Origin of the sequence: Flagellimonas flava (assembly GCF_050617915.1) — a bacterium.
Taxonomy (GTDB): Bacteria; Bacteroidota; Bacteroidia; order Flavobacteriales; family Flavobacteriaceae; genus Flagellimonas; species Flagellimonas flava_A.
On sequence record NZ_JBODQE010000003.1, the window covers coordinates 574,093 to 593,532 of the forward strand.

The following is a 19,440-nucleotide window of genomic DNA, read 5'->3' on the forward strand; positions in this document are numbered from 1 at the left end:
ATAAATCCTTTAATCAAAGACCATGGGAAAATACACTTATGGCACTGAGCGTATGGACAAATTTATCTTTTCATCTTTAGTATTGATTACCCTTCTTTTTGGCTGTAAGCAAGGGGAGCCCTTCAATAGTTCTACAAACCGGACACCTCTTATTTCCAACTATGCAAACACCTTGGATTATACCGGGGCACCCAAACACCCTCGGGATAGGGACATGCTGGTTTTCTCTGATCAAGGGGCTTGGTTTGGATTTGGTATGCCCAAGGATGGGAAGGGCGGAAGTTTTAGTGGGCCTTTCTTAATGACCCAGGAAAATGGGGTTTGGTTAAGCCCCAATCTCGTTCAACTAAAACTTATTTGGGATGATAATGACCAGGTTGCAATGGATTGGAAATCGTCCCTGACTTCCCAACGCAGCTTTCCCAGCCATTTGGAGCAAATTTTTGAAAATTCAAGCTTGGGAGTGAAACAGGAACTTTTTTTTATGTCCGGGCATACCGCCTTGCAACGCACCTCCATTACCAATAGGACTACTAAGGCCGTTACCCTTAATTTAGAATATTCAGGGGTGGTCTTTAATTTGGACATGCAATTGTCCAGTAGAAACAATACAATTCAGTTTAATTCAAAAAAGAGTGATGCGGTGGGATATCTTCAATTTTTGGATGGGGTGGACGGCATTCTTTTGGAAGATAGTCTATCGTACAAGGCCAGAAAATCTACCGTAACCATTCCTCCCAATTCATCAAGAAAATTTTTGGTGTCACAATCCTTTATTTTTCCAGAGTATGCTTGGGATACTGAAAAAAAGGCGATTCATGAAGTAAACTTTGATTCCCTGCTACATGCCCGCCAAATGGAAAAAGATCAGGAGTTGGCCGCCGTTCAATCAAAAGCTGCCATCAAATTTAAGGATAGTTCATATGTCGAGCTGCTTGTAAAAGCCCAATTGACCTTACAGAACAATTGGAGAATTGCGGCAGGTGAATTAAAGCACCAAGGATTGTTTCCAAGTTATCACTATGAATGGTTTCACGGGTTTTGGTCTTGGGATTCGTGGAAGCATGCGGCAGGATTATCCTTGTATTCCCCGGAGTTGGCAAAAGACCAGATGAGGGCCATGTTCGATTTTCAATTGGAGAATGGCTTCATTGTGGATTGTGTATACCGTGACACCTCCATAGAACCTCATAACTTTCGGGATACCAAGCCTCCCTTGGCGACATGGGCCGTGGCCAAGATCACACAAATGCATTCGGACACCAGTTTTGTGAAGGAAATGTATCCGAAACTAAAAAAATACCACGAGTGGTGGTACGTGGATCGGGATCATGACCAAGATGGCCTATGCGAGTATGGTTCCACTGATGGGACGCTCATTGCGGCCAAATGGGAAAGTGGGATGGACAACGCCATTCGCTTTGATAATTCCAAGATTTTAAAAAATTCAGAAGGGGCATATTCCTTAGATCAAGAAAGTGTTGACCTCAATGCCTACTTATACGCTGAAAAATTATATTTGGGAAGCTTGGCACAGGTATTAAATTTGAAGGATGAAGCCCAGCAATGGAAGATGGAAGCGGAGAATTTGAAACAACGTATTCAAAAGCAATTTTATGATGAGGATGATGGGTGGTTCTACGACACCAATTTAAGAGGGGATCAATTTGTAAAAGGAGCTGGAAGCGAAGGATGGATTCCCCTTTGGGCAAAAGTAGCCACTAACCAGCAGGCAGAAGCTGTGAAGAACCAAATGTTGGATCCAAATAAGTTTTATGTGAAAGTTCCATTTCAGACCATGGCCGCAGACCATCCCCTGTTCAATCCCCTAAATGGATATTGGAGGGGGCCAAATTGGTTAGATCAAGCTTACTTTGGAATTAAAGGGTTAAGGAACTACGGGTTTACCGAGGAGGCCAATGAGGTCACCGAAAAACTTTTACAGGGGGCTGAGGGACTTATGGAAAAGGGTGCGCCCATTTACGAGAATTACCATCCCTTAACGGGAAAGGGACTTTACGCCAAAAATTTTAGTTGGAGTGCAGCCCATATAATTTTGCTACTGACAAACCACGAATAATACATGGAATACGAGAAGTTGAAGATATCAACCGAAGAAGCAGGGAAGTTGGCCCAAAATCTGTTTAATGTTCAAGGAGAGATTTTTCCATTACCTGGGGAAATTGATTTCAACTTTAGGGTCAAGGTGCCGGATGGTGACGGTTATATCCTTAAGGTTTCAAGAGTTGGCGAGGACATTGGGTACTTGGGGTATCAGCAAAAATTACTGCAATACGTTGCAGCGCAAAAAGGTAATCTTGTTTCGCCCTTGGTCGTCAAAGATGTGCATGGAAATGAAATTTCTGAGTACAAGGATTCTTCAGGTAATCTTAGAAAAGTGAGACTGCTTACATGGATTCCTGGTCGTTTGTGGAGTGGTGTAAATCCGCAACTTGATAGCCTACGGTTTAGCTTGGGAGAGCAATGCGGCAGGTTGACCGATTCTTTGCAGGGCTTTGACCATCCTATGGCACATAGGGAATTTGAATGGGACGTGGCCCAAGCACTTTGGACAAAGACCCATTTGAACCTGTTTGAAGATGACGAAAAAGAGATTCTTTCGCACTTTATTGATGCCTTCCAAAATAACCAAGATTCCTATTCCAAACTTCGGAAGTCCGTTGTGCACAACGATGCGAACGACAACAACATTATTGTAACCGAGGAATTGGTGGAGCCACAGGTAAGGGCGTTTATTGATTATGGTGATGCCATTTACACCCAAACCATTAATGATTTGGCCGTAGCAAGTGCCTATGCCATCATGCATCATAATGACCCGCTTGAGGCGGCATTGCCCATAGCCGCAGGTTACCACAAATCTTTTCCTCTTTTAGAGGAGGAATTGGAACATTTGTACCACGCTATTGCCATGCGATTGGTTATTTCCGTTACCAAATCGGCGCTAAACAAAATCAAGGAGCCGGATAATACGTACTTACTTGTTAGCGAAAAACCTGCATGGGAGGTACTTAGAAAGTGGTACCAGATTCATCCAGACTTCGCCTACTTCTCATTCAGAAAAGCATGTGGATTCACTTCCCATCCCAAAGAAAATGAGTTTGGGCAGTGGGCTAAGGGGCTTCAGTTTTCTTTAAGGGAGTTGTTTCCCACCATTGAAGCCGATGATGTGCTTCCCATCGACTTGAGTGTTTCCAGTGAATGGGTGGGACATCAGGAAGAATTCAATGACTTGGATTTTCTTCAGTTTAGATTGGAGCAACTGCAAAAAGAGCACCCCAATAAGATAATTGCTGGAGGCTATTTGGAGCCTCGGGCGTTATACGGAACGTCCTCTTATGATAAAATGGGAAATAATGGTCGTGAAAGCAGAACCGTGCATCTAGGAGTGGATTTTTGGTTACCTGCCAACACTCCAGTCCATGCCCTATTTGATGGGGAGGTGGTTACAGCGGTAAATGACGCCGGAGATAAGGAATATGGAGGGTTGGTTATTTTAAAACATCAAGTAAACAACCTAGAGTTCTATACCCTGTACGGGCATATGACCGTGGCCAGCGCCACAAAGAATAAGGTTGGAGATACCTTAAAAAAAGGGGACTGTATTGGTCTTTTGGGCAATTACCCAGAAAATGGGAATTGGGCTCCACATCTCCATTTTCAGTTAATGCTATCCTTACTGGGCAATGAAAATGACTTCCCTGGAGTGGCTTATTACATCCAGCTGGATGTTTGGAAAGGGCTTTGCCCAGACCCTAATCTGCTCTTCAAGAATACAAAACTGGAACCGTCCCAAACCAAGGTCAATGATGCTTTGGTGGACTATCGGAAAAAACACCTGGGGAAAAGTTTGAGTCTACAATATAAGGTGCCTATCAAAATGGTTCGTGGGGCAGGACAGTATTTAATGGATCAACATGGGAGAAAGTATCTGGATACTGTAAACAATGTGGCCCATGTGGGTCACGAGAACTATGCCGTGGTAAAGGCTGGGCAGAAACAAATGGCTTTGCTCAATACCAATTCCCGCTATTTACATGAAAATATCAACACTTTGGCAGAGGAGCTATTGGAAACCTTGCCCCCGGAACTTTCGGTATTGCATTTTGTGAATTCGGGAAGTGAGGCCAACGAATTGGCTATTCGCATGGTAAGGGCGGCTACAGGGCAAAGGGATATTATAGCTTCAGAAGTTGGATATCATGGTAATTCCAACATGTGTGTGGACATCAGCTCCTATAAATTTGACGGAAAAGGGGGTTCGGGAGCACCAGAGTACACCCATATCTTTCCGTTGCCTGACGCATTTCGGGGAAAATATAGAGGCAAGGATTCAGGTGAAAAATATGCGGATGAGATACTTCCCCTTATTGAACGGATAACTTCCAAAGGAAGGGGGGTTGGGGCATTGATTTTGGAGTCGATTATCAGCTGCGGAGGGCAAATAGAACTACCAGACGGATTTTTGGCGAGGGCTTATGAACATGTTCGAAAAGCTGGAGGCTTGTGCATTGCGGATGAGGTTCAGGTGGGTTGTGGACGTGTTGGAAAGACCTTTTGGGGTTTTCAACTGCATCATGTGGTGCCGGACATTGTTACTATTGGAAAGCCTTTGGGCAACGGACATCCCTTGGCGGCGGTTGTCTGTACACAAGAGGTGGCTGAAAAATTTGCCAATGGGATGGAATACTTCAACACCTTTGGTGGCAATCCCGTTTCCTGCGCCATTGGAACCGAGGTGTTACGAACGGTTAAACGCGAAAAACTTCAGGAGAATGCCTTGGAGGTGGGGGAATTCCTTAAACAAAAACTGCAAAAATTGGCCCAGGACTATCCTGTTATTGGAGATGTAAGGGGGCAAGGTCTTTTTCTTGGAATTGAACTTGTTGACGAAGCCTTGAATCCCTTGGGTGATAAAGCGGATTATTTGGCCAACAGAATGAAAGACCATGGTATTCTCATGAGTACGGATGGCCCGGACAACAACGTCCTAAAAATTAAACCTCCTATGGTTTTTTCCTTGGAAAATGCTGAAGAATTGGTGCTGCACATGGGCAAAATTCTGGCTGAGGATTTTATGCAACTTAATTGACAAACAAGATGAAACGAGTTTTTATAGGATGTATAGCCTTGGTTAACCTACTTGGGTGCACAAGGCCACAACTTCCTGAAGTGCCCGAGCAAAAGTACCACTTCAACCATCACATTTTTGAAGAAAACAAATTGTCGCCGAGAGCCACCTTCTTTGCCATGGAATCTTTTGAGGTCGATTCAAAGGAGAATTCCAAAAGGTTCCTAAGCCTGAATGGCGAATGGAAGTTCCATTTTGTAAAAGACCCAAAAAAGCGCCCTACAACATTTCAAAACAGGGAGTACAATGACGGTGATTGGAGTACCATACCTGTTCCCGCCAATTGGGAGGTGGAAGGGTATGATTTTCCCATTTATTTGGATGAGCGATATCCATTTGATACCCATTGGCCCAATGTCCCAACCGATTACAATCCTGTGGGGACCTACCGCAAAGAAATTGAGTTGACGGAAGAATTCTTAAAGGAAGAGGTAATCCTTCATTTTGAGGGGGCAAAATCCGCCATGTATGTGTATGTCAATGGAAATTACGTGGGATATTCCGAAGGAAGCAAAACCCCAGCGGAATTTAATATTTCCCAATACCTGACAGCAGGAAAAAACCTGATAGCGTTGCAAATGTTTCGGTGGAGCGATGCCAGCTATTTGGAGAGCCAGGATATGCTACGGATGAGTGGCATTGAACGTGGGGTTTACCTCTACACCCGCCCCAAGGTGTATATCTCTGATCATTATTCGTATACCAACTTGGATGATCAGTATTCGGACGGAATTTATGAAGAGACGGTTTATGTGGATAACGAGTCAAATGAACAAGTTTTAGGTGAGATTACGGTGGAACTTTTGGATAATGAAAAATTGGTCTTCTCAAAAACCTCTAAAATAAACTTAGCTCCCAAAGATGTTGAATGGATCCAGGTCAAAGACCTAATTGATAATGTTAAGCGATGGTCAGCTGAAACGCCTGACCTCTACAGCTTGCAAATTACACTGGAAGATTCCATCAACCCAGAAAATAACCAATACATAAGCGGACATGTTGGTTTTAAGCGGGTAGAGATTAAGAACAGTCAAGTTTTGATCAATGGCAAGCCCATTTATATCAAAGGGGTAGATCGCCATGAAACAGATCCGTTTACGGGGCATGTGGTTTCAAGGGAGTCCATGGAGTTGGACATAAAGCTTATGAAACAGAACAATATCAATGCAGTAAGAAGCTCGCATTATCCAAACGATCCCTATTGGCTTGATCTTTGCGATCAATATGGCCTGTATGTGGTGGATGAAGCCAATATTGAGAGCCATCCGTTGGCCATAGATGAAAAAACACAGATTGGGAACGAAATGGAATGGCTTCCGGCACATATGTCCCGTACCCAACGTATGTACTATAGGGATAGAAATCATCCCAGCATATATTCATGGTCTTTAGGGAATGAAGCTGGAGAGGGAGAAATTTTTAGAACCACTTACCAATGGTTCAAGGAGGAGGATGACAATAGAATTGTACAATATGAACCTGCCGGAAAGGAAGATTACACCGATTTGTATTGCCCCATGTATCCCAAGCCTGAATATCTGATAGAACATGGTGAATCCAATTCGGACAAACCTTCCATCATGATCGAATATGCCCATGCCATGGGAAATTCGGTTGGAAACCTACAGGATTATTGGGACATCATTGAAAAATATCCCAACCTACAAGGAGGGTATATTTGGGATTGGGTAGATCAAAGTCTGGAGTACCTGGATGAGGAAGGAAACCCGTATTTGGCTTATGGGCACGATTACCATGCGGACTTGCCCACAGATGGCAACTTTCTGAATAACGGATTGGTTGACCCCTATAGGAATCCACACCCGCATCTTACAGAGGTTAAAAAGGTATACCAACCCGCAGCTTTTAACTATTTGGGGAACGGGATGGTTGAGGTGGAAAACAAAAATTTCTTTAGGGATTTTTCCCAAATGGAATTAAAGGCCAAGCTGTTGGTGAATGGTGAAGTAGTAGAGATACAAGAGGAGATTCTTTTGGATGTAAAGCCTCAGCAGTCTGAAAAAGTAAGAGTTGGGGTAATTCCCCAAAACTTTGAAGCTGGCAAGGAATATATTTTGGAGATAGGAATGTTTCAAAAAAAAGGAACAGCAATGATTCCGCAAGGCCATGAAATCGCTTGGGGTCAATTTATCTTGCAAAAGGGAAGTTTCGAAATAGAAAAACAACCCATGGGAGATGCGTTTAGCTTTGATTTGGATGATGGGGTTTTTAGTATGCAAAATGAAATTGCCCAGCTCAGTATTGATGAAAAAACAGGAGAATTACTGTCTTGGAAATATCAAGATCAAATCATCACCCAACAGCCTATAAAACCCAACTTTTGGCGCCCACCTACGGACAATGATTTGGGCAATGGGATGGATAAGTGGGCCAGAATATGGCAAGACGCCACGTATAACAACAGCCCAAAACTGATGAGTCAACCAAAGGTTGAAAGAAATGGGAGTGCTGGGTTTAAAGTAGGTTATACGTTACCCAATGAAGAGGCCAAAGTGGAAATGGAATACTTGCTGCACCAGGATGGGGTTTTGAAAATCAGCTATAGCTTTGAGCCAAAGAAAGGAGAGCTTCCCAATATTCCCAGACTTGGGATGTATCTTACCCTACCGCAAAGTTTTGATGAAGTTTCCTGGTACGGAAATGGCCCTGAGGAGAGTTATTGGGATAGAAAAACTGGAGTTAAAGCAGGGGTTTATGCTGGAAAGATTACTGATCAGTTTCATCGCTACCCTCGGCCGCAGGAAACCGGAAATAAAACGGATGTTCGCTGGATGACCGTTTCCTCTGACAAGCTTTCGTTAAAGGTACAGGGAGATACCTTGCTTAATGCCAGTACGTGGCCCTTCGGGATGCAGGAATTGGATTTTAACGCTGATGAAGACGGGGCTGAATCGGCATCGGGCTTGGTGCCGGTCACCAAAAAACATGGGGCCGAGATCAAATTGGGCAATACCGTTCAATGGAACATCGATTTGCTTCAGATGGGCGTAGGAGGAGAGAATTCGTGGGGTAGAATGGTTCGGGATCCTTATTTGATCAAGCCTTTGGCTAGATCCTGTTCCATAACACTTACACCAAAACAAATGGAGTAGTTTCCATTACGTTTTTGGCAATAAAAAAACGAGCATTTACTTAGCTTTTCCATTATAGCGATCATGGTCTGATCTCTTGATCTTTGAGTTGTAAGACCCTACTACAGTTTATGTAGGTGATTTTCAAATTTTCCACTCAATTTGGTCATCCTCGTAGTTGAACGAAATTAATTAGCACTTCACCCAATTTAAAAATGGATAGGTTGGTTGTTGTGATGCATTGTTTATTTTCATCGCAAGAATCCCAATCTTAACTACCTTAAACTTGATTGCTAAGCTAGGTCATCAATTACTAATAAGCGACCAGTTAACAAAAATGAAACCGTCCCAGATCGTTTCTTTTTTCATAGACTTTTTTTGGTCTATGCATAAGAATTTTTTCACCCCTTTTGCACCAAAAACATCTTGCAAAAGAGTTTCAATCACATGTACTAATTCCAAAGATCTAGTTATCCAAAACCAACTTGGATTGCTTGGTTTTTGCCTGAACCGATATTTTCCTAAGCATTAACCTCTGAAATCATTTAACAATTGAAAAAAATTACTTTACTCTCTTTATTTTTTATACTAGTAGCAGGTAATACAATAACTGCGCAAACAGGTGGGACTCCACGACCGTTCATTACCACATGGAAAACGGATAACCTTGGTGTTTCCGACGATAATACGATATCTATACCTACAAGACCTGGTTTTCTATATGACTATGCTATTGATTGGGGAGATGGCGATGTGGATACTAACGTAACGGGAAACATATCCCATACTTACGATGCTCCTGACACATACACTGTTTCCATTTCAGGTACTTTTCCTGGCATGTTATTTAATAGTTACCCTGGTAATGAGGCAAATAGTGATGCTGCTAAACTTATTGAAATAAACCAATGGGGAGATATTGAATGGCAAACCATGTTAGCTGCATTTGCGGGTTGTTCAAACCTGGATGTATTTGCCAATGATGCTCCAGACCTTTCAAATGTTACATCACTATTTTCAACATTTTCCAACTGTAGTTCTTTAGTGGGTAATGATACCTTTAATATCTGGGATGTTAGCACTATAGAAGATTTCACTCAAACATTTTCTGAATGTTCTGAATTTAATGCCAATGTATCCGATTGGGATTTGAGCAGCGCTAGAACTGTAATTAACATGTTTTCAGGGGCATCAAAGTTCAATCAAGATATCAGCCGTTGGAATATTGGTAATATTACTGAGATGGATGGTTTTCTTAGCGGAACTTCCAATTTCAATTTTGATCTCTCTAATTGGGATGTTAGTGGGGTTACTAGTATGTATCAAATGTTTGAATCATCTGCTTTTAACCAAGATATAGGCGGGTGGAATGTTTCAAACGTGACAAATATGGCCTTTATGTTCAGCGGCAACATGGCTTTCGACCAAGATATCAGTAATTGGAATACATCAAGGGTTGAGTCTATGAGAGCAATGTTCCAGAATGGTGTTTTTAATCAAGATATTTCAGGTTGGGACGTTTCCAGTGTGAAAGATATGGGTTTTATGTTTGGGAACTCTAGAAAATTCAATCAAGACATAAGTTCATGGGATGTTTCAAATGTGGAAAACATGGAGTTTATGTTTGTTTTTACACTTGAGTTCAATCAGAGCTTGGGCGATTGGGATGTAGGTAAGGTCGCAAAAATGACCAGGATGTTAGAGAACTCCTCGCTTGCCAATGAAAATTATGACAAGACTTTGCTTGACTGGTCAACGCTCCCAAATATGCAAAGGAATGTGGTGCTAGATGCTCCAAGCAAACAATATTGCTTGGCCGAGGAGGCTCGTCAAAATATAATTGACACCTATGGCTGGACTATAAATGATGGTGGTAAAGCAACTGATTGTCAAAGACCTTTTGTCACGACATGGAAAACGGACAATGTCGGAATGTCCGATGACAACCAAATTACTATACCGACTTTTGCGGCGGAGACCTATAATTATACAGTGGATTGGGGCGATGGCACTTCAGACACCAATGTCACCGGTAACATTACACATACATATGCCGTACCTGGTATCTATACGGTTTCAATCACAGGGCAGTTTCCTAGAATATTTTTTCAAACTTCTACGGATAAAGAAAAAATAATTGAGGTAAATCAATGGGGTGACCTTGAATGGAAATCAATGGAACAAGCTTTTATAAATTGTATAAAATTGGATGTTTTGGCTATTGACGCTCCAGATCTTTCCCAAACATCCCACCTTGGATCGATGTTTAATGGATGTTTTACTTTGATTGGAAACCCTTCTTTTAATACTTGGAATGTTGAAAATGTAACAAGAATGGACGGAGCATTTTCCAATAGTTCTTTCAACCAACCCATTGGTAATTGGGATGTAAGTAGCGTTACCAATATGACGAGCATGTTTTTTAGAAATCACCATTTTAATCAAAATATTAGTGATTGGAATGTAGGGAATTGCAGCAGCATGGCCGCAATGTTTGGTGAAGCAAGCTCATTTAATCAGCCAATTGGGAATTGGAACGTATCTAACGTAACCAATATGGGCAGTATGTTCGAAGATGCATTTGCATTTAATCAAGATTTAAGCAGTTGGGATGTCACTAAGGTTACGGATATGTCTCTTATGTTTTTTTACGCAACCTCCTTTAATCAAAATATTGGTAACTGGGATGTACGAAATTGTAGCAGAATGCCTCTTATGTTTGGTAATGCAACCTCCTTTAACCAAAATTTAGGAAGTTGGAATGTTGAAAGCGTAACTCAGATGATCAATATGTTTTTTAGGTCTGGTCTCAAGGATGACAATTATGACCAAATTCTAATAGGCTGGAGCCAATTACCTTCTTTACAAAATGGTGTTCAATTGGATGCTCCCCAAAACCAGTACTGTGAAGCAAAAGAAGCCCGCCAAAGTATCATAGATACCTATGGATGGATTATCAATGATGATGGTAGCGCCGAAACGGAATTCCCAATTGCGCTTTGCCGTGACATTACTGTAGTTCTTAATGATGAAGGGATTGCAGCGATAACGGCTGCCGATATTGACAATGGATCCACTACTTATTGCGGTATTGAGAGTGTATCTGTTAGCACTTCCAGTTTTACCTATGAGAATATTGGTCCCAATACGGTTACCCTAACAGTGACTCATGAAAATGGGAATACAGCCAGCTGTGACGCACAAGTAATGGTAGTAGGTGCACCCCTATGGATTGAGGATTTCAATGACCTTGCCCGTGGCACAACCGTGGACAATGGTTCCACAGCCTGGAGCGCTGTACGTGATGGAGGGGTGTTTGAGGCTTGGGATGGAAGGTTTCGGATCAACAATGCGGGTTCAGGCCCAGGTACCTGGACTTCTGAGATTGTATCGATTAGTGGCATTGTGTCGGTCTCATTGGATGTCGACGATTCCGATCAAAAGAAAGAACGAGCAGATTACGTACGAGCCCTCTACATTTTGGACGGTGGGACCCCTGTGGAGTTTGGGTTTGTTTCTGACGACATAGATCCACAGACCTTCACCGCAGACAATCTTGCAGGCAATACCCTGCAGATTATTATAGAATCTGAGGTCAGTGGCAACCCAGAAAACTATTATATCGACAATATTGCGGTAAGAAAAGCATCTGCAGGCGCTACTCCCTATATGCTAACTGTCAACAATGGAAGTGGTGACGGCACCTATGAAGAAGGTGAGGTAGTCAACATTGTGGCAGATGCTGCTCCTTCGGGCCAGCAGTTTGAGGCTTGGGTTGGGGATGTGGAGGCTGTCACTGATATCAACAGTGCAACTACAACTTTAACAATGCCCTCTGCTAATGCTGAGATTACCGCCACTTATAGCAGCATTCCTTCAGGCGGAACCATATGGTTAGAGGATTTCGAAGACCTCGTAAATGGTGCAACGGTGGACAATGGCTCAACGGCTTGGAACTCCATACGCGATAATGGGGTATTCGAAGTCTTAAATGGAAGGTTCCGTACCAATGGTTCAAGTTCTGGCCCAGGTACCTGGACTTCTGAAGTGATTTCAATAAGTGGTGCAGTATCAATTTCCATGGACGTTGACGATTCGGATCTGAAGAAAGAGCGGGCGGATTACCTTCGGGCCTATTATGTATTGGATGGTGGAACACCAGTAATGTTTGGTTCGGTTTCAGACGATATAGACCCACAAACCTTCACAGCAGAAAATCTTTCGGGCAATACCATTCAGATTATTGTTGAGTCAAAAGTCAGTGGTTCCCCTGAAAATTACTATATCGATAATATAGCAGTATCTGGTTTTTCAACTAATTTAACTGCGCGGATTGGAGATAATGCGGAAAGTAATACGCCTAAAAGTGGAAGTCCTTTTGAGATTAAATTATATCCGAATCCGGCAACAACACAGGTAACCACAACGTTTGATGAGGCTGTTGAACTAATAGACATTAAGGTGTTTGATATGACAGGCCGCCTAGTTAAAGTTCATAGGGTAGCGGATCAAAAAGCGAAAGTGAATTATTCAATGGATGTGAATGAATTACCAAGTGGTACTTACTTTATTATTATGGAAGATGCCAAGGGGAAGCAATTTCGTAAGCAAATGGTTATTGGAAATTAACCCAATACCAACTTAAAATAGAAGTCCTTCGATCACAAGTAGATTGAAGGACTTTTTTTTGGATAAACCTGTACGCTTCTCATGTTTGTTTTGATCCATAAAAAAAGTCACAACCTTCAACAGATTATGACTTTCCTAGTAGCGGGAACAGGACTCGAACCTGTGACCTTCGGGTTATGAGAATTTACGTTAAAATCTTATTTTAAATTAATATTACTGAAAATCAATTAATTAAAGATTAATATATATTTTTTGAAATCAAAAAAGTGCATTTAATATCATAATATGTTGTACCTATGTTGTACCCATAATTTTGTACCTTGTATAAAAGTATATTGATATGTCAAGCGTACAGGTCGTTCTTAGAAAGAAACCTAACAAACAAAATAAGTATCCCATAGCAATAAGAATTACAAAGAACCGTAAGGCAAGTTATCTTTTTATTGGACAATATATTGATGAGAAATATTGGGATGAGAAGAATAAAAGGGTGAAAAAATCTCACCCGAATTCCATAATGCTAAATAGTCTTATTTTAAACAAACTGTCAGAGGCCAATAATAGTATGATAGCTATAGAGATCCAGAATGGACACTCAACAGCATCAAATATTAAGCAAGATATTATTGGTACAGATAAATTGGATTTTTTTGAAGTTGCGAAGCTTCATCTTGAAAACCTAAAAAATGCTGATAAGCTAAGACAATATCAAACCCAAAAAGGAAGAGTATCCAAATTCATGAGTTTTGTTGGGAAGGAAAAACTCTATTTCGAGGAAATCACTGTTTTTCTTTTAAAAAACTTTGAAAGCTTTATTCTCCACCAGGAACTTAGAAGACCTAGAACTGCTGCAAATTATATGATTCTGATAAGGAAGATTTTCAATCTCGCTATCTCAGAATCCATTGTTGAAAGGAAACACTATCCTTTTGGAAAAAGTAAAATCCAAATTCGGATACCTGAATCCGAGAAAATAGGTCTTTCGAAAGAGGAAGTGAAGATTTTGGAAAATGCGAAAGGATTGACGGATGCTCAACAGGCAGCATTGAATGTTTGGCTTATCAGTTTTTATTTTGCGGGAATAAGAGTGAGTGATGTATTGCTTTTGAAATGGTCAGATTTTAAAGATGGAAGGTTGTTGTACCGTATGAACAAGAACCAAAAACTAGTGTCTTTAAAAATTCCTTTAAAAGCACAGGTGATTTTAGATTCGTATAAACATGATTCCAAATCGGATTTGGTTTTTCCTTACCTATATGGAACAGACTTATCCGATAAGCGGGAGTTGTTGGTTAGAACAAGAACAGTTACTAGAACTTTAAATAGAAGATTGCAGCTTGTCGCGTTAACTGTAGGTATTGATAAAAGGTTGAGCATGCATATTGCGAGACACACTTTTGGAAACATTTCGGGCGATAAAATACCCATTCAGATGTTACAGAAACTTTATCGACATTCTTCAATAACCACAACAGTTGCTTACCAAGCAAGTTTCATGAAAAAAGATGCTGATGAGGCCCTCGATAAGGTAGTCAACTTTTAAACAATTGTTCCCAAATCTTACCCCTAAACTTTGCGCATGGATCCTGTTCCGATTTTATAGCGTTTCGAGGGATAAGCGTGAAGTAAAATCGGAAAAGGGCGCAACCTACTGTTGATTTTGAAGTTCCACTCTTTCTTTCATTGCGAGAGCTTTTTCCTTTTTGTTTGATTGAACCACTTGAAGACTCAAATATCCAATTGTCATGCTCAGTATAATTAGCACGGATAGAAAGAGCACCAACAACCATTTGGGAATGAGCTTGGTCCGTTTCAGTTTCTTATCGATATGGTTTAATGTTTTCATATTCTGTGACTGAACCCTTTCCTGGTGCCTAAGGTGTTCTTTTAGGAGATATTCCAACTTGGAAGTATCCACTTTTACCTCATTTAGACCTTTGGATAGGCCTTCCAATTTTTTGATTGAATTCTGGAACCCGTTGATTTCGTCAGTCAGCAGTTCCATAATGTCATCCAGTTTTTTCATTGTCCTTTATTTTTAAATTCCGATGCCCTGGTCAATGGCTCTTTTAATGGCTTTCTTCGCGAACCTTTTTGCCAAGGCCATTGCGATATTAGTGCCCAATTCGATTGTTTTTCCCGCCAACTTTGCTGTTGGTACTTTTGACTTATTAATTACCTTGTTGGTGGTGTCTGAGATTTGGGCGACTATTCTTCCTGCCGACATGGAACGATGTACTTCGCTTCCCTTAAGGTTTTGTCCCTTGTACTGAAACCGAAATCCCTGAAGTTTCTGTTGCCTGTTGATACTGGGGATTACTTTGATACCATTTTCTTCCATTGACTTGATATAGGCATCAAGACTTTTCGGTCTTTCCGATCGCATCACTTCTTCATGTACCCGCTTTATTTCGTTCCTTATCTGTTTGACTTTGTCAAGTCTTTGGTGTTGGACATCCCTTGCAGTGGTCAATCCCATTTCCTTTGCCACCTCATGGGCCATTTGCTGGCTCCTCTTTCCGATGAAGCTGTCCTTGTATGCTTTTCCGTCAAACCCTATACGGTTGACGTATAAATGGATATGGGTATGTTCCTTGTCCCGATGTACAAATGCTATGGCCTGCCTTTCCTTTAGCCCCATGGCCTTGATGAACTTTTTGGTAAGATTACTTAGTTTCTGTTTTGATAGACGCTTACCATCCTCGATACTGGGGCTCAGCACGAAGCTCAGTGTGTTCTTCTGGGTTCGTGGGTTCTGTGATTGAACGATTTTAAATTCTTCCGTAATCTCCTTAGGGTTCTCCCCGGCCAAATGTTGACTATGAATGATTTCTGCATCCTTCTCCTGGTTCCATCCATAGGAGATGGATGCCCTGGTATGTGATATGGATTTTCCCTTCCCTATCATCTATTGAAGTTGTAAAGGTGGTTCCTTATCTGAATAGCTAATTCCTTAACTTCCTTGGCAAGCCTTGGATCTCTTTTTTTGAACATATTGCTTATCCGTTTGAAATTGTTCTTGTATTTCACCAGCATGGAATAATGTTCCAATTGTTCTGGGGTCAGGCGTTCGATGATGCTATGACCAAGGGCGGAACCACGGCAATATTCGGAAAGAGAAAGTCCAGCCCTTTTGGCCTTAAGCTTGAGCATTTTCTTCTCATAGATGCTACATCTAAATTGAATATGTTCCCTTTTCATTTCCCATTTTTCTTTTGCGACCAGCGGGAGAAAAAGCAAGATTGTCATGACAATGACACATCTTGAATTGCCACCCAACTTCAAAGTAGCAGCAAAGTCAAAAAGGGATAAAAAGTACCCTGTTTTTAACTAAGGAAAAGGAATCCTTTTAAAAGAATCCCAAAGGAAAGAGGGAAACAGTACAGTTTTAAGAAAAGAAAATAATCAGTCCAATGAAAAATCACGACTTCAAAAGGGCATAAGTAAATGCGCCCTACTTGATTTTTGGTTTACGCTTATCTTCCCGAACACTACAAAAATCAAACAGGATCCGGCGCAGGTAAATCCTGGTAAGATTTGGGCCTCATTTAAGTCGGTTATTTTCAATCTGTAAAGTCTCCCATAAAAGGTCAATTACCGATATTATTAAAAAAGACCAAGAATGGGACTTATACCTTTGGGGCATATTGAATTCATAATGTTGTCCTTTAAAACGGCCCTTATTTGGAACTCGTAAATAATTTATAAATTACTGTTCAATCCTGAACAATGAACCAACTAAGAACCGAAATAATTAGACTATCCGATGGAACCGATGAAGACGTTTCAAAAATCTATGAAAACCTGACGCTTCTTTCATTGCCAAAAGGCCGGTTCCTTTTAAAGCAGAAACATTTCTGTAACCAGTATTTCTTAATCGAAAAGGGAACGGTTCGTCTCTATTATTTAAAGGGTGATAAAGATTACACCGTTTGGATGGCAACCGAGGGCCAGGTATTCACCGAAATGGACAGTTATCTGAACCAAACACCTGCACTTGTATCGATAGAAACTGTTGAGGATAGTTTGGTCTATTCCATTGAAAAAAGCAAGAGCGATAAATTGGCCGCTACCCTGCCAGCCTACAATACTTTATTGCGCAGGACCGTTGAGGAGGGTTTTGCCAGTATGTCAAGAAACCTTATCTCCTTTCAGAGCGATGATGCAGTAGAACGTTACCGCAGGGTAGAAAACGAAAAAAATTGGGTGGCCAAATATCCTCTGAAGTACATCTCCAGTTTTATAGGAATTACCCAGAGCACTCTGAGCAGGGTCCGTGGAAGGAGGAGCTGATTTTTTGATCTAGGGCAAAAAATCGGATATTTTGACCGAGTACATTTGTTGTCATAAACTAGTTAATATGTTGGCAACAATACTTATCTCCATAGGTACCGGTCTTTTGACCGCAACTATAGTACTCATAATTGTACTCCCAAAAAAAGTACAGTACATAGAAACCATAAACGTAAACGCTACCGTTGAAAAAGTGTATGATGCAATTAGGTACCAAGAGCGGCTGATGAATTGGTCTGCATGGCCATCCGAGACCAACTCCCTTTGCGCCGTCAAAAACGTGGATGGGCAAATTGGCGCACAGACCGTGTTCTTGAATAGAAAGGGCAAGCAGTTCGGTTATCAGGAAATCACGCATCTTGTCCCCAATGAAAAGGTCAGTTTCTTTTTAAAGAGTGATGTTGTACCGTTCGAGGAGGACGTAAGGCTGCACTTCATACTCAAACCACTGCATGGGCAGCATACCCAGGTCAACCTTTGGTTCGATGAGACCCTGAAAAAACCCCAGTTCTTGATTGCGTATATTGGTGGAATAACCAAATGGGTCCACAAGATGCACCTCAAAGATCTTGCGGGGCTCAAAAAATTTGTAGAGAGCGATAGCCAATGAAATCTTACCAAGGGGAGCAGACCATCAAGCAACTTGAAAAACGCAAGGGCGGTTATTATTATTTAAGATTGAACGCGAATATTATCAACCAGTTCAGTCGCAAAAGAGCTACCCGAATGATATGTACCATCGACGAGAAGGTATCCTACCGCTGTGGATTGAACCATCTGGGAGATGGAAACTTTTTCATCATCGTTGCAGGCAAGTATCTTGACGCGCTCGAAAAGGAACTAGGTGACCAAGTACATTATCAAATAGAGGAAGACCCAGACCAGTTAGGGGTCGATATGCCAGAGGTGCTTGCTGTTTTCTTGGAACAGGAACCGGAATCAAGAGCGATTTTCAACAAGCTGACCGATGGCAAAAAGCGGAGCATTATCTATCAAATTATCAAGATTAAGGATATTGATGCACAGATTCGCTTGATAAGGGATTTTCTAACTGAACAAAAGCAACGAATACGGAATAAATAATCTTCTGTCACCATTCTTAGTAACGGATTAATGTCATAAAACGAACCTGTCTTTGGAATCCACTCTCCTTCTCAAAATTTGCCATTAACCAGTGATTTTATAAAAAGCCGCATTGTTATAGCAACAATCCGTTAAATTCAGTTATTGTCGTTTGGTACACCCACTCCCTTAATTTTGGTTTAGTGGACCTTGTGAAGTAAATCCAAACATAACATTGGTCAGTTTCGTATCAAAAAAGATACTCTTCTTTTGTGTTTTCGGTCTCTTTAGCTGCAATTTGACAATCTTGTAATTTGGTAAAAGTTCGCTAATCCTCGATAAGATTCTTGACCTCATTGATGGTCAGGCTATGGATTTTATTGCCCATATTAATACTTGATTTATTAAGAATACATTTTATGCCCATTTCCTCTTCGATAAATGGCCTTAACGATTCTTCATTGTTCAAGGCAGTACGGTACATCGCGATAAAAACCGAATAAGATGCCTCATCAAGCGGGTAAATAAAAAGTTCGTCAATTTTCATCCCGTTTACGGTTTTTCCCAATAAATAGGTGTGTGCACGTACAATCTTTTTAGCCTCTTCAAAATTCATACATCTTATATATCGTTAATAAGACAAGTTTTATGTTCCCATCCCATAAAAACCCACAATCATGAAACGCAGCTTCGATTGTAAGTATTTATTTACAAGTTATAGAACAACTTGCGATTTTTAAAATTGTAATTGCAAACCGAGTTGTTACAGGTTCGGGATGTAGCTTGTTGCCACGCAAAAAACACCACTGAACCATGCTTTTTAAAAATGTTTTCATGGAATTTGGATTCCCATAGGTTATCCAATGAACGGGCCTTGCCAAAGGAAATTATAAAAGGACATTTCTGAGAATATGCCAGTAAGTCCCTATTTATGAAATTCTTTATATCCGATAGTTGGTAAGGTCCTCTCGAAAAAGCACGGATAAAATTACCTGTTGTTTCATTGATAAAAGCAAAAACTTCAAAAGTGACAAACAATGAAATCGTGTGTCTTAAGATTTAATTAACACGTATAAAATTACATTTTCATAAATCCATTCATCGAGTACACCCACATTGGCAACACTCTATCGACGAATGACAACATATTATTAAGGTTTTAACATTTTAATTATATGTTTGAAAATTCTTACAAATATTGTAATCTAAACA

General features: G+C 40.9%; 12 protein-coding genes. 8 read left to right on the forward strand and 4 right to left on the reverse strand.

The window, feature by feature from the left end; all coding sequences use genetic code 11:
• Positions 1 to 22: 22 nt before the first annotated feature.
• From ACRHOZ_RS11160 to ACRHOZ_RS11180, 5 genes are all read left to right on the forward strand, one after another.
• Entirely contained in the window at positions 23 to 2,080 is a 2,058-nt protein-coding gene (locus ACRHOZ_RS11160; protein ID WP_431125640.1) for an MGH1-like glycoside hydrolase domain-containing protein, read from the forward strand.
• 3 nt (positions 2,081 to 2,083) lie between these two features.
• Positions 2,084 to 5,113 (forward strand): aminotransferase class III-fold pyridoxal phosphate-dependent enzyme, encoded by a 3,030-nt coding sequence (locus ACRHOZ_RS11165; protein ID WP_431125642.1) that lies wholly within the window; start codon positions 2,084 to 2,086, stop codon positions 5,111 to 5,113.
• An 8-nt stretch (positions 5,114 to 5,121) separates the two neighbouring features.
• Positions 5,122 to 8,265 (forward strand): glycoside hydrolase family 2 TIM barrel-domain containing protein, encoded by a 3,144-nt coding sequence (locus ACRHOZ_RS11170; RefSeq protein ID WP_431125644.1) that lies wholly within the window; start codon positions 5,122 to 5,124, stop codon positions 8,263 to 8,265.
• A 531-nt stretch (positions 8,266 to 8,796) separates the two neighbouring features.
• Positions 8,797 to 12,873: a BspA family leucine-rich repeat surface protein gene (locus ACRHOZ_RS11175; RefSeq protein WP_431125646.1), complete on the forward strand. Its 4,077-nt coding sequence runs from the start codon at positions 8,797 to 8,799 to the stop codon at positions 12,871 to 12,873.
• Between the two features lie 340 nt (positions 12,874 to 13,213).
• Positions 13,214 to 14,416: a site-specific integrase gene (locus ACRHOZ_RS11180; RefSeq protein WP_106143275.1), complete on the forward strand. Its 1,203-nt coding sequence runs from the start codon at positions 13,214 to 13,216 to the stop codon at positions 14,414 to 14,416.
• 105 nt (positions 14,417 to 14,521) lie between these two features.
• Here ACRHOZ_RS11180 and ACRHOZ_RS11185 read toward each other — a convergent pair whose 3' ends face one another.
• From ACRHOZ_RS11185 to mbpA, 3 genes are read right to left on the reverse strand one after another with little or no spacing between them, the layout of a single operon-like run.
• Complete coding sequence (locus ACRHOZ_RS11185) at positions 14,522 to 14,899, reverse strand: DUF6730 family protein (RefSeq protein WP_106143274.1); 378 nt, start codon at positions 14,897 to 14,899, stop codon at positions 14,522 to 14,524.
• A gap of 12 nt (positions 14,900 to 14,911) precedes the next feature.
• On the reverse strand, positions 14,912 to 15,781 hold the full coding sequence (locus ACRHOZ_RS11190) for a relaxase/mobilization nuclease domain-containing protein (RefSeq protein ID WP_106143273.1): 870 nt from the start codon (positions 15,779 to 15,781) through the stop codon (positions 14,912 to 14,914).
• The gene (gene mbpA, locus ACRHOZ_RS11195; protein ID WP_106144859.1) at positions 15,778 to 16,074 is read right to left on the reverse strand and encodes a mobilization protein MbpA; all 297 of its coding nucleotides are present in this window, start codon (positions 16,072 to 16,074) and stop codon (positions 15,778 to 15,780) included. The genes ACRHOZ_RS11190 and mbpA overlap by 4 nt, the downstream gene beginning before the upstream one ends.
• Positions 16,075 to 16,602: 528 nt before the next feature.
• Here mbpA and ACRHOZ_RS11200 point away from each other — a divergent pair.
• The 3 genes from ACRHOZ_RS11200 to ACRHOZ_RS11210 all read left to right on the forward strand — a co-directional run bounded on the left by ACRHOZ_RS11200 (position 16,603) and on the right by ACRHOZ_RS11210 (position 18,249).
• Positions 16,603 to 17,166 (forward strand): Crp/Fnr family transcriptional regulator, encoded by a 564-nt coding sequence (locus ACRHOZ_RS11200; RefSeq protein WP_106143272.1) that lies wholly within the window; start codon positions 16,603 to 16,605, stop codon positions 17,164 to 17,166.
• 67 nt (positions 17,167 to 17,233) lie between these two features.
• Positions 17,234 to 17,776 carry an SRPBCC domain-containing protein gene (locus tag ACRHOZ_RS11205; protein WP_106143271.1) on the forward strand — a complete coding sequence of 181 codons (543 nt, stop codon included), beginning with the start codon at positions 17,234 to 17,236 and terminating at the stop codon, positions 17,774 to 17,776.
• Entirely contained in the window at positions 17,773 to 18,249 is a 477-nt protein-coding gene (locus ACRHOZ_RS11210) for a YdeI/OmpD-associated family protein (protein WP_106143270.1), read from the forward strand. The genes ACRHOZ_RS11205 and ACRHOZ_RS11210 overlap by 4 nt, the downstream gene beginning before the upstream one ends.
• A 307-nt stretch (positions 18,250 to 18,556) precedes the next feature.
• Here the strand turns inward: ACRHOZ_RS11210 and ACRHOZ_RS11215 are convergent, their stop codons facing one another.
• Positions 18,557 to 18,844: a hypothetical protein gene (locus tag ACRHOZ_RS11215; protein WP_106143269.1), complete on the reverse strand. Its 288-nt coding sequence runs from the start codon at positions 18,842 to 18,844 to the stop codon at positions 18,557 to 18,559.
• Positions 18,845 to 19,440 lie beyond the last annotated feature (596 nt).

Coding starts and splice junctions, on each gene's coding strand:
- ACRHOZ_RS11160 (WP_431125640.1), top strand. CDS start 23: ATGGGAAAATACACTTATGGCACTGAGCGTATGGACAAATTTATCTTT.
- ACRHOZ_RS11165 (WP_431125642.1), top strand. CDS start 2,084: ATGGAATACGAGAAGTTGAAGATATCAACCGAAGAAGCAGGGAAGTTG.
- ACRHOZ_RS11170 (WP_431125644.1), top strand. CDS start 5,122: ATGAAACGAGTTTTTATAGGATGTATAGCCTTGGTTAACCTACTTGGG.
- ACRHOZ_RS11180 (WP_106143275.1), top strand. CDS start 13,214: ATGTCAAGCGTACAGGTCGTTCTTAGAAAGAAACCTAACAAACAAAAT.
- ACRHOZ_RS11185 (WP_106143274.1), bottom strand. CDS start 14,899: ATGAAAAAACTGGATGACATTATGGAACTGCTGACTGACGAAATCAAC.
- ACRHOZ_RS11190 (WP_106143273.1), bottom strand. CDS start 15,781: ATGATAGGGAAGGGAAAATCCATATCACATACCAGGGCATCCATCTCC.
- mbpA (WP_106144859.1), bottom strand. CDS start 16,074: ATGAAAAGGGAACATATTCAATTTAGATGTAGCATCTATGAGAAGAAA.
- ACRHOZ_RS11200 (WP_106143272.1), top strand. CDS start 16,603: ATGAACCAACTAAGAACCGAAATAATTAGACTATCCGATGGAACCGAT.
- ACRHOZ_RS11205 (WP_106143271.1), top strand. CDS start 17,234: ATGTTGGCAACAATACTTATCTCCATAGGTACCGGTCTTTTGACCGCA.
- ACRHOZ_RS11210 (WP_106143270.1), top strand. CDS start 17,773: ATGAAATCTTACCAAGGGGAGCAGACCATCAAGCAACTTGAAAAACGC.
- ACRHOZ_RS11215 (WP_106143269.1), bottom strand. CDS start 18,844: ATGAATTTTGAAGAGGCTAAAAAGATTGTACGTGCACACACCTATTTA.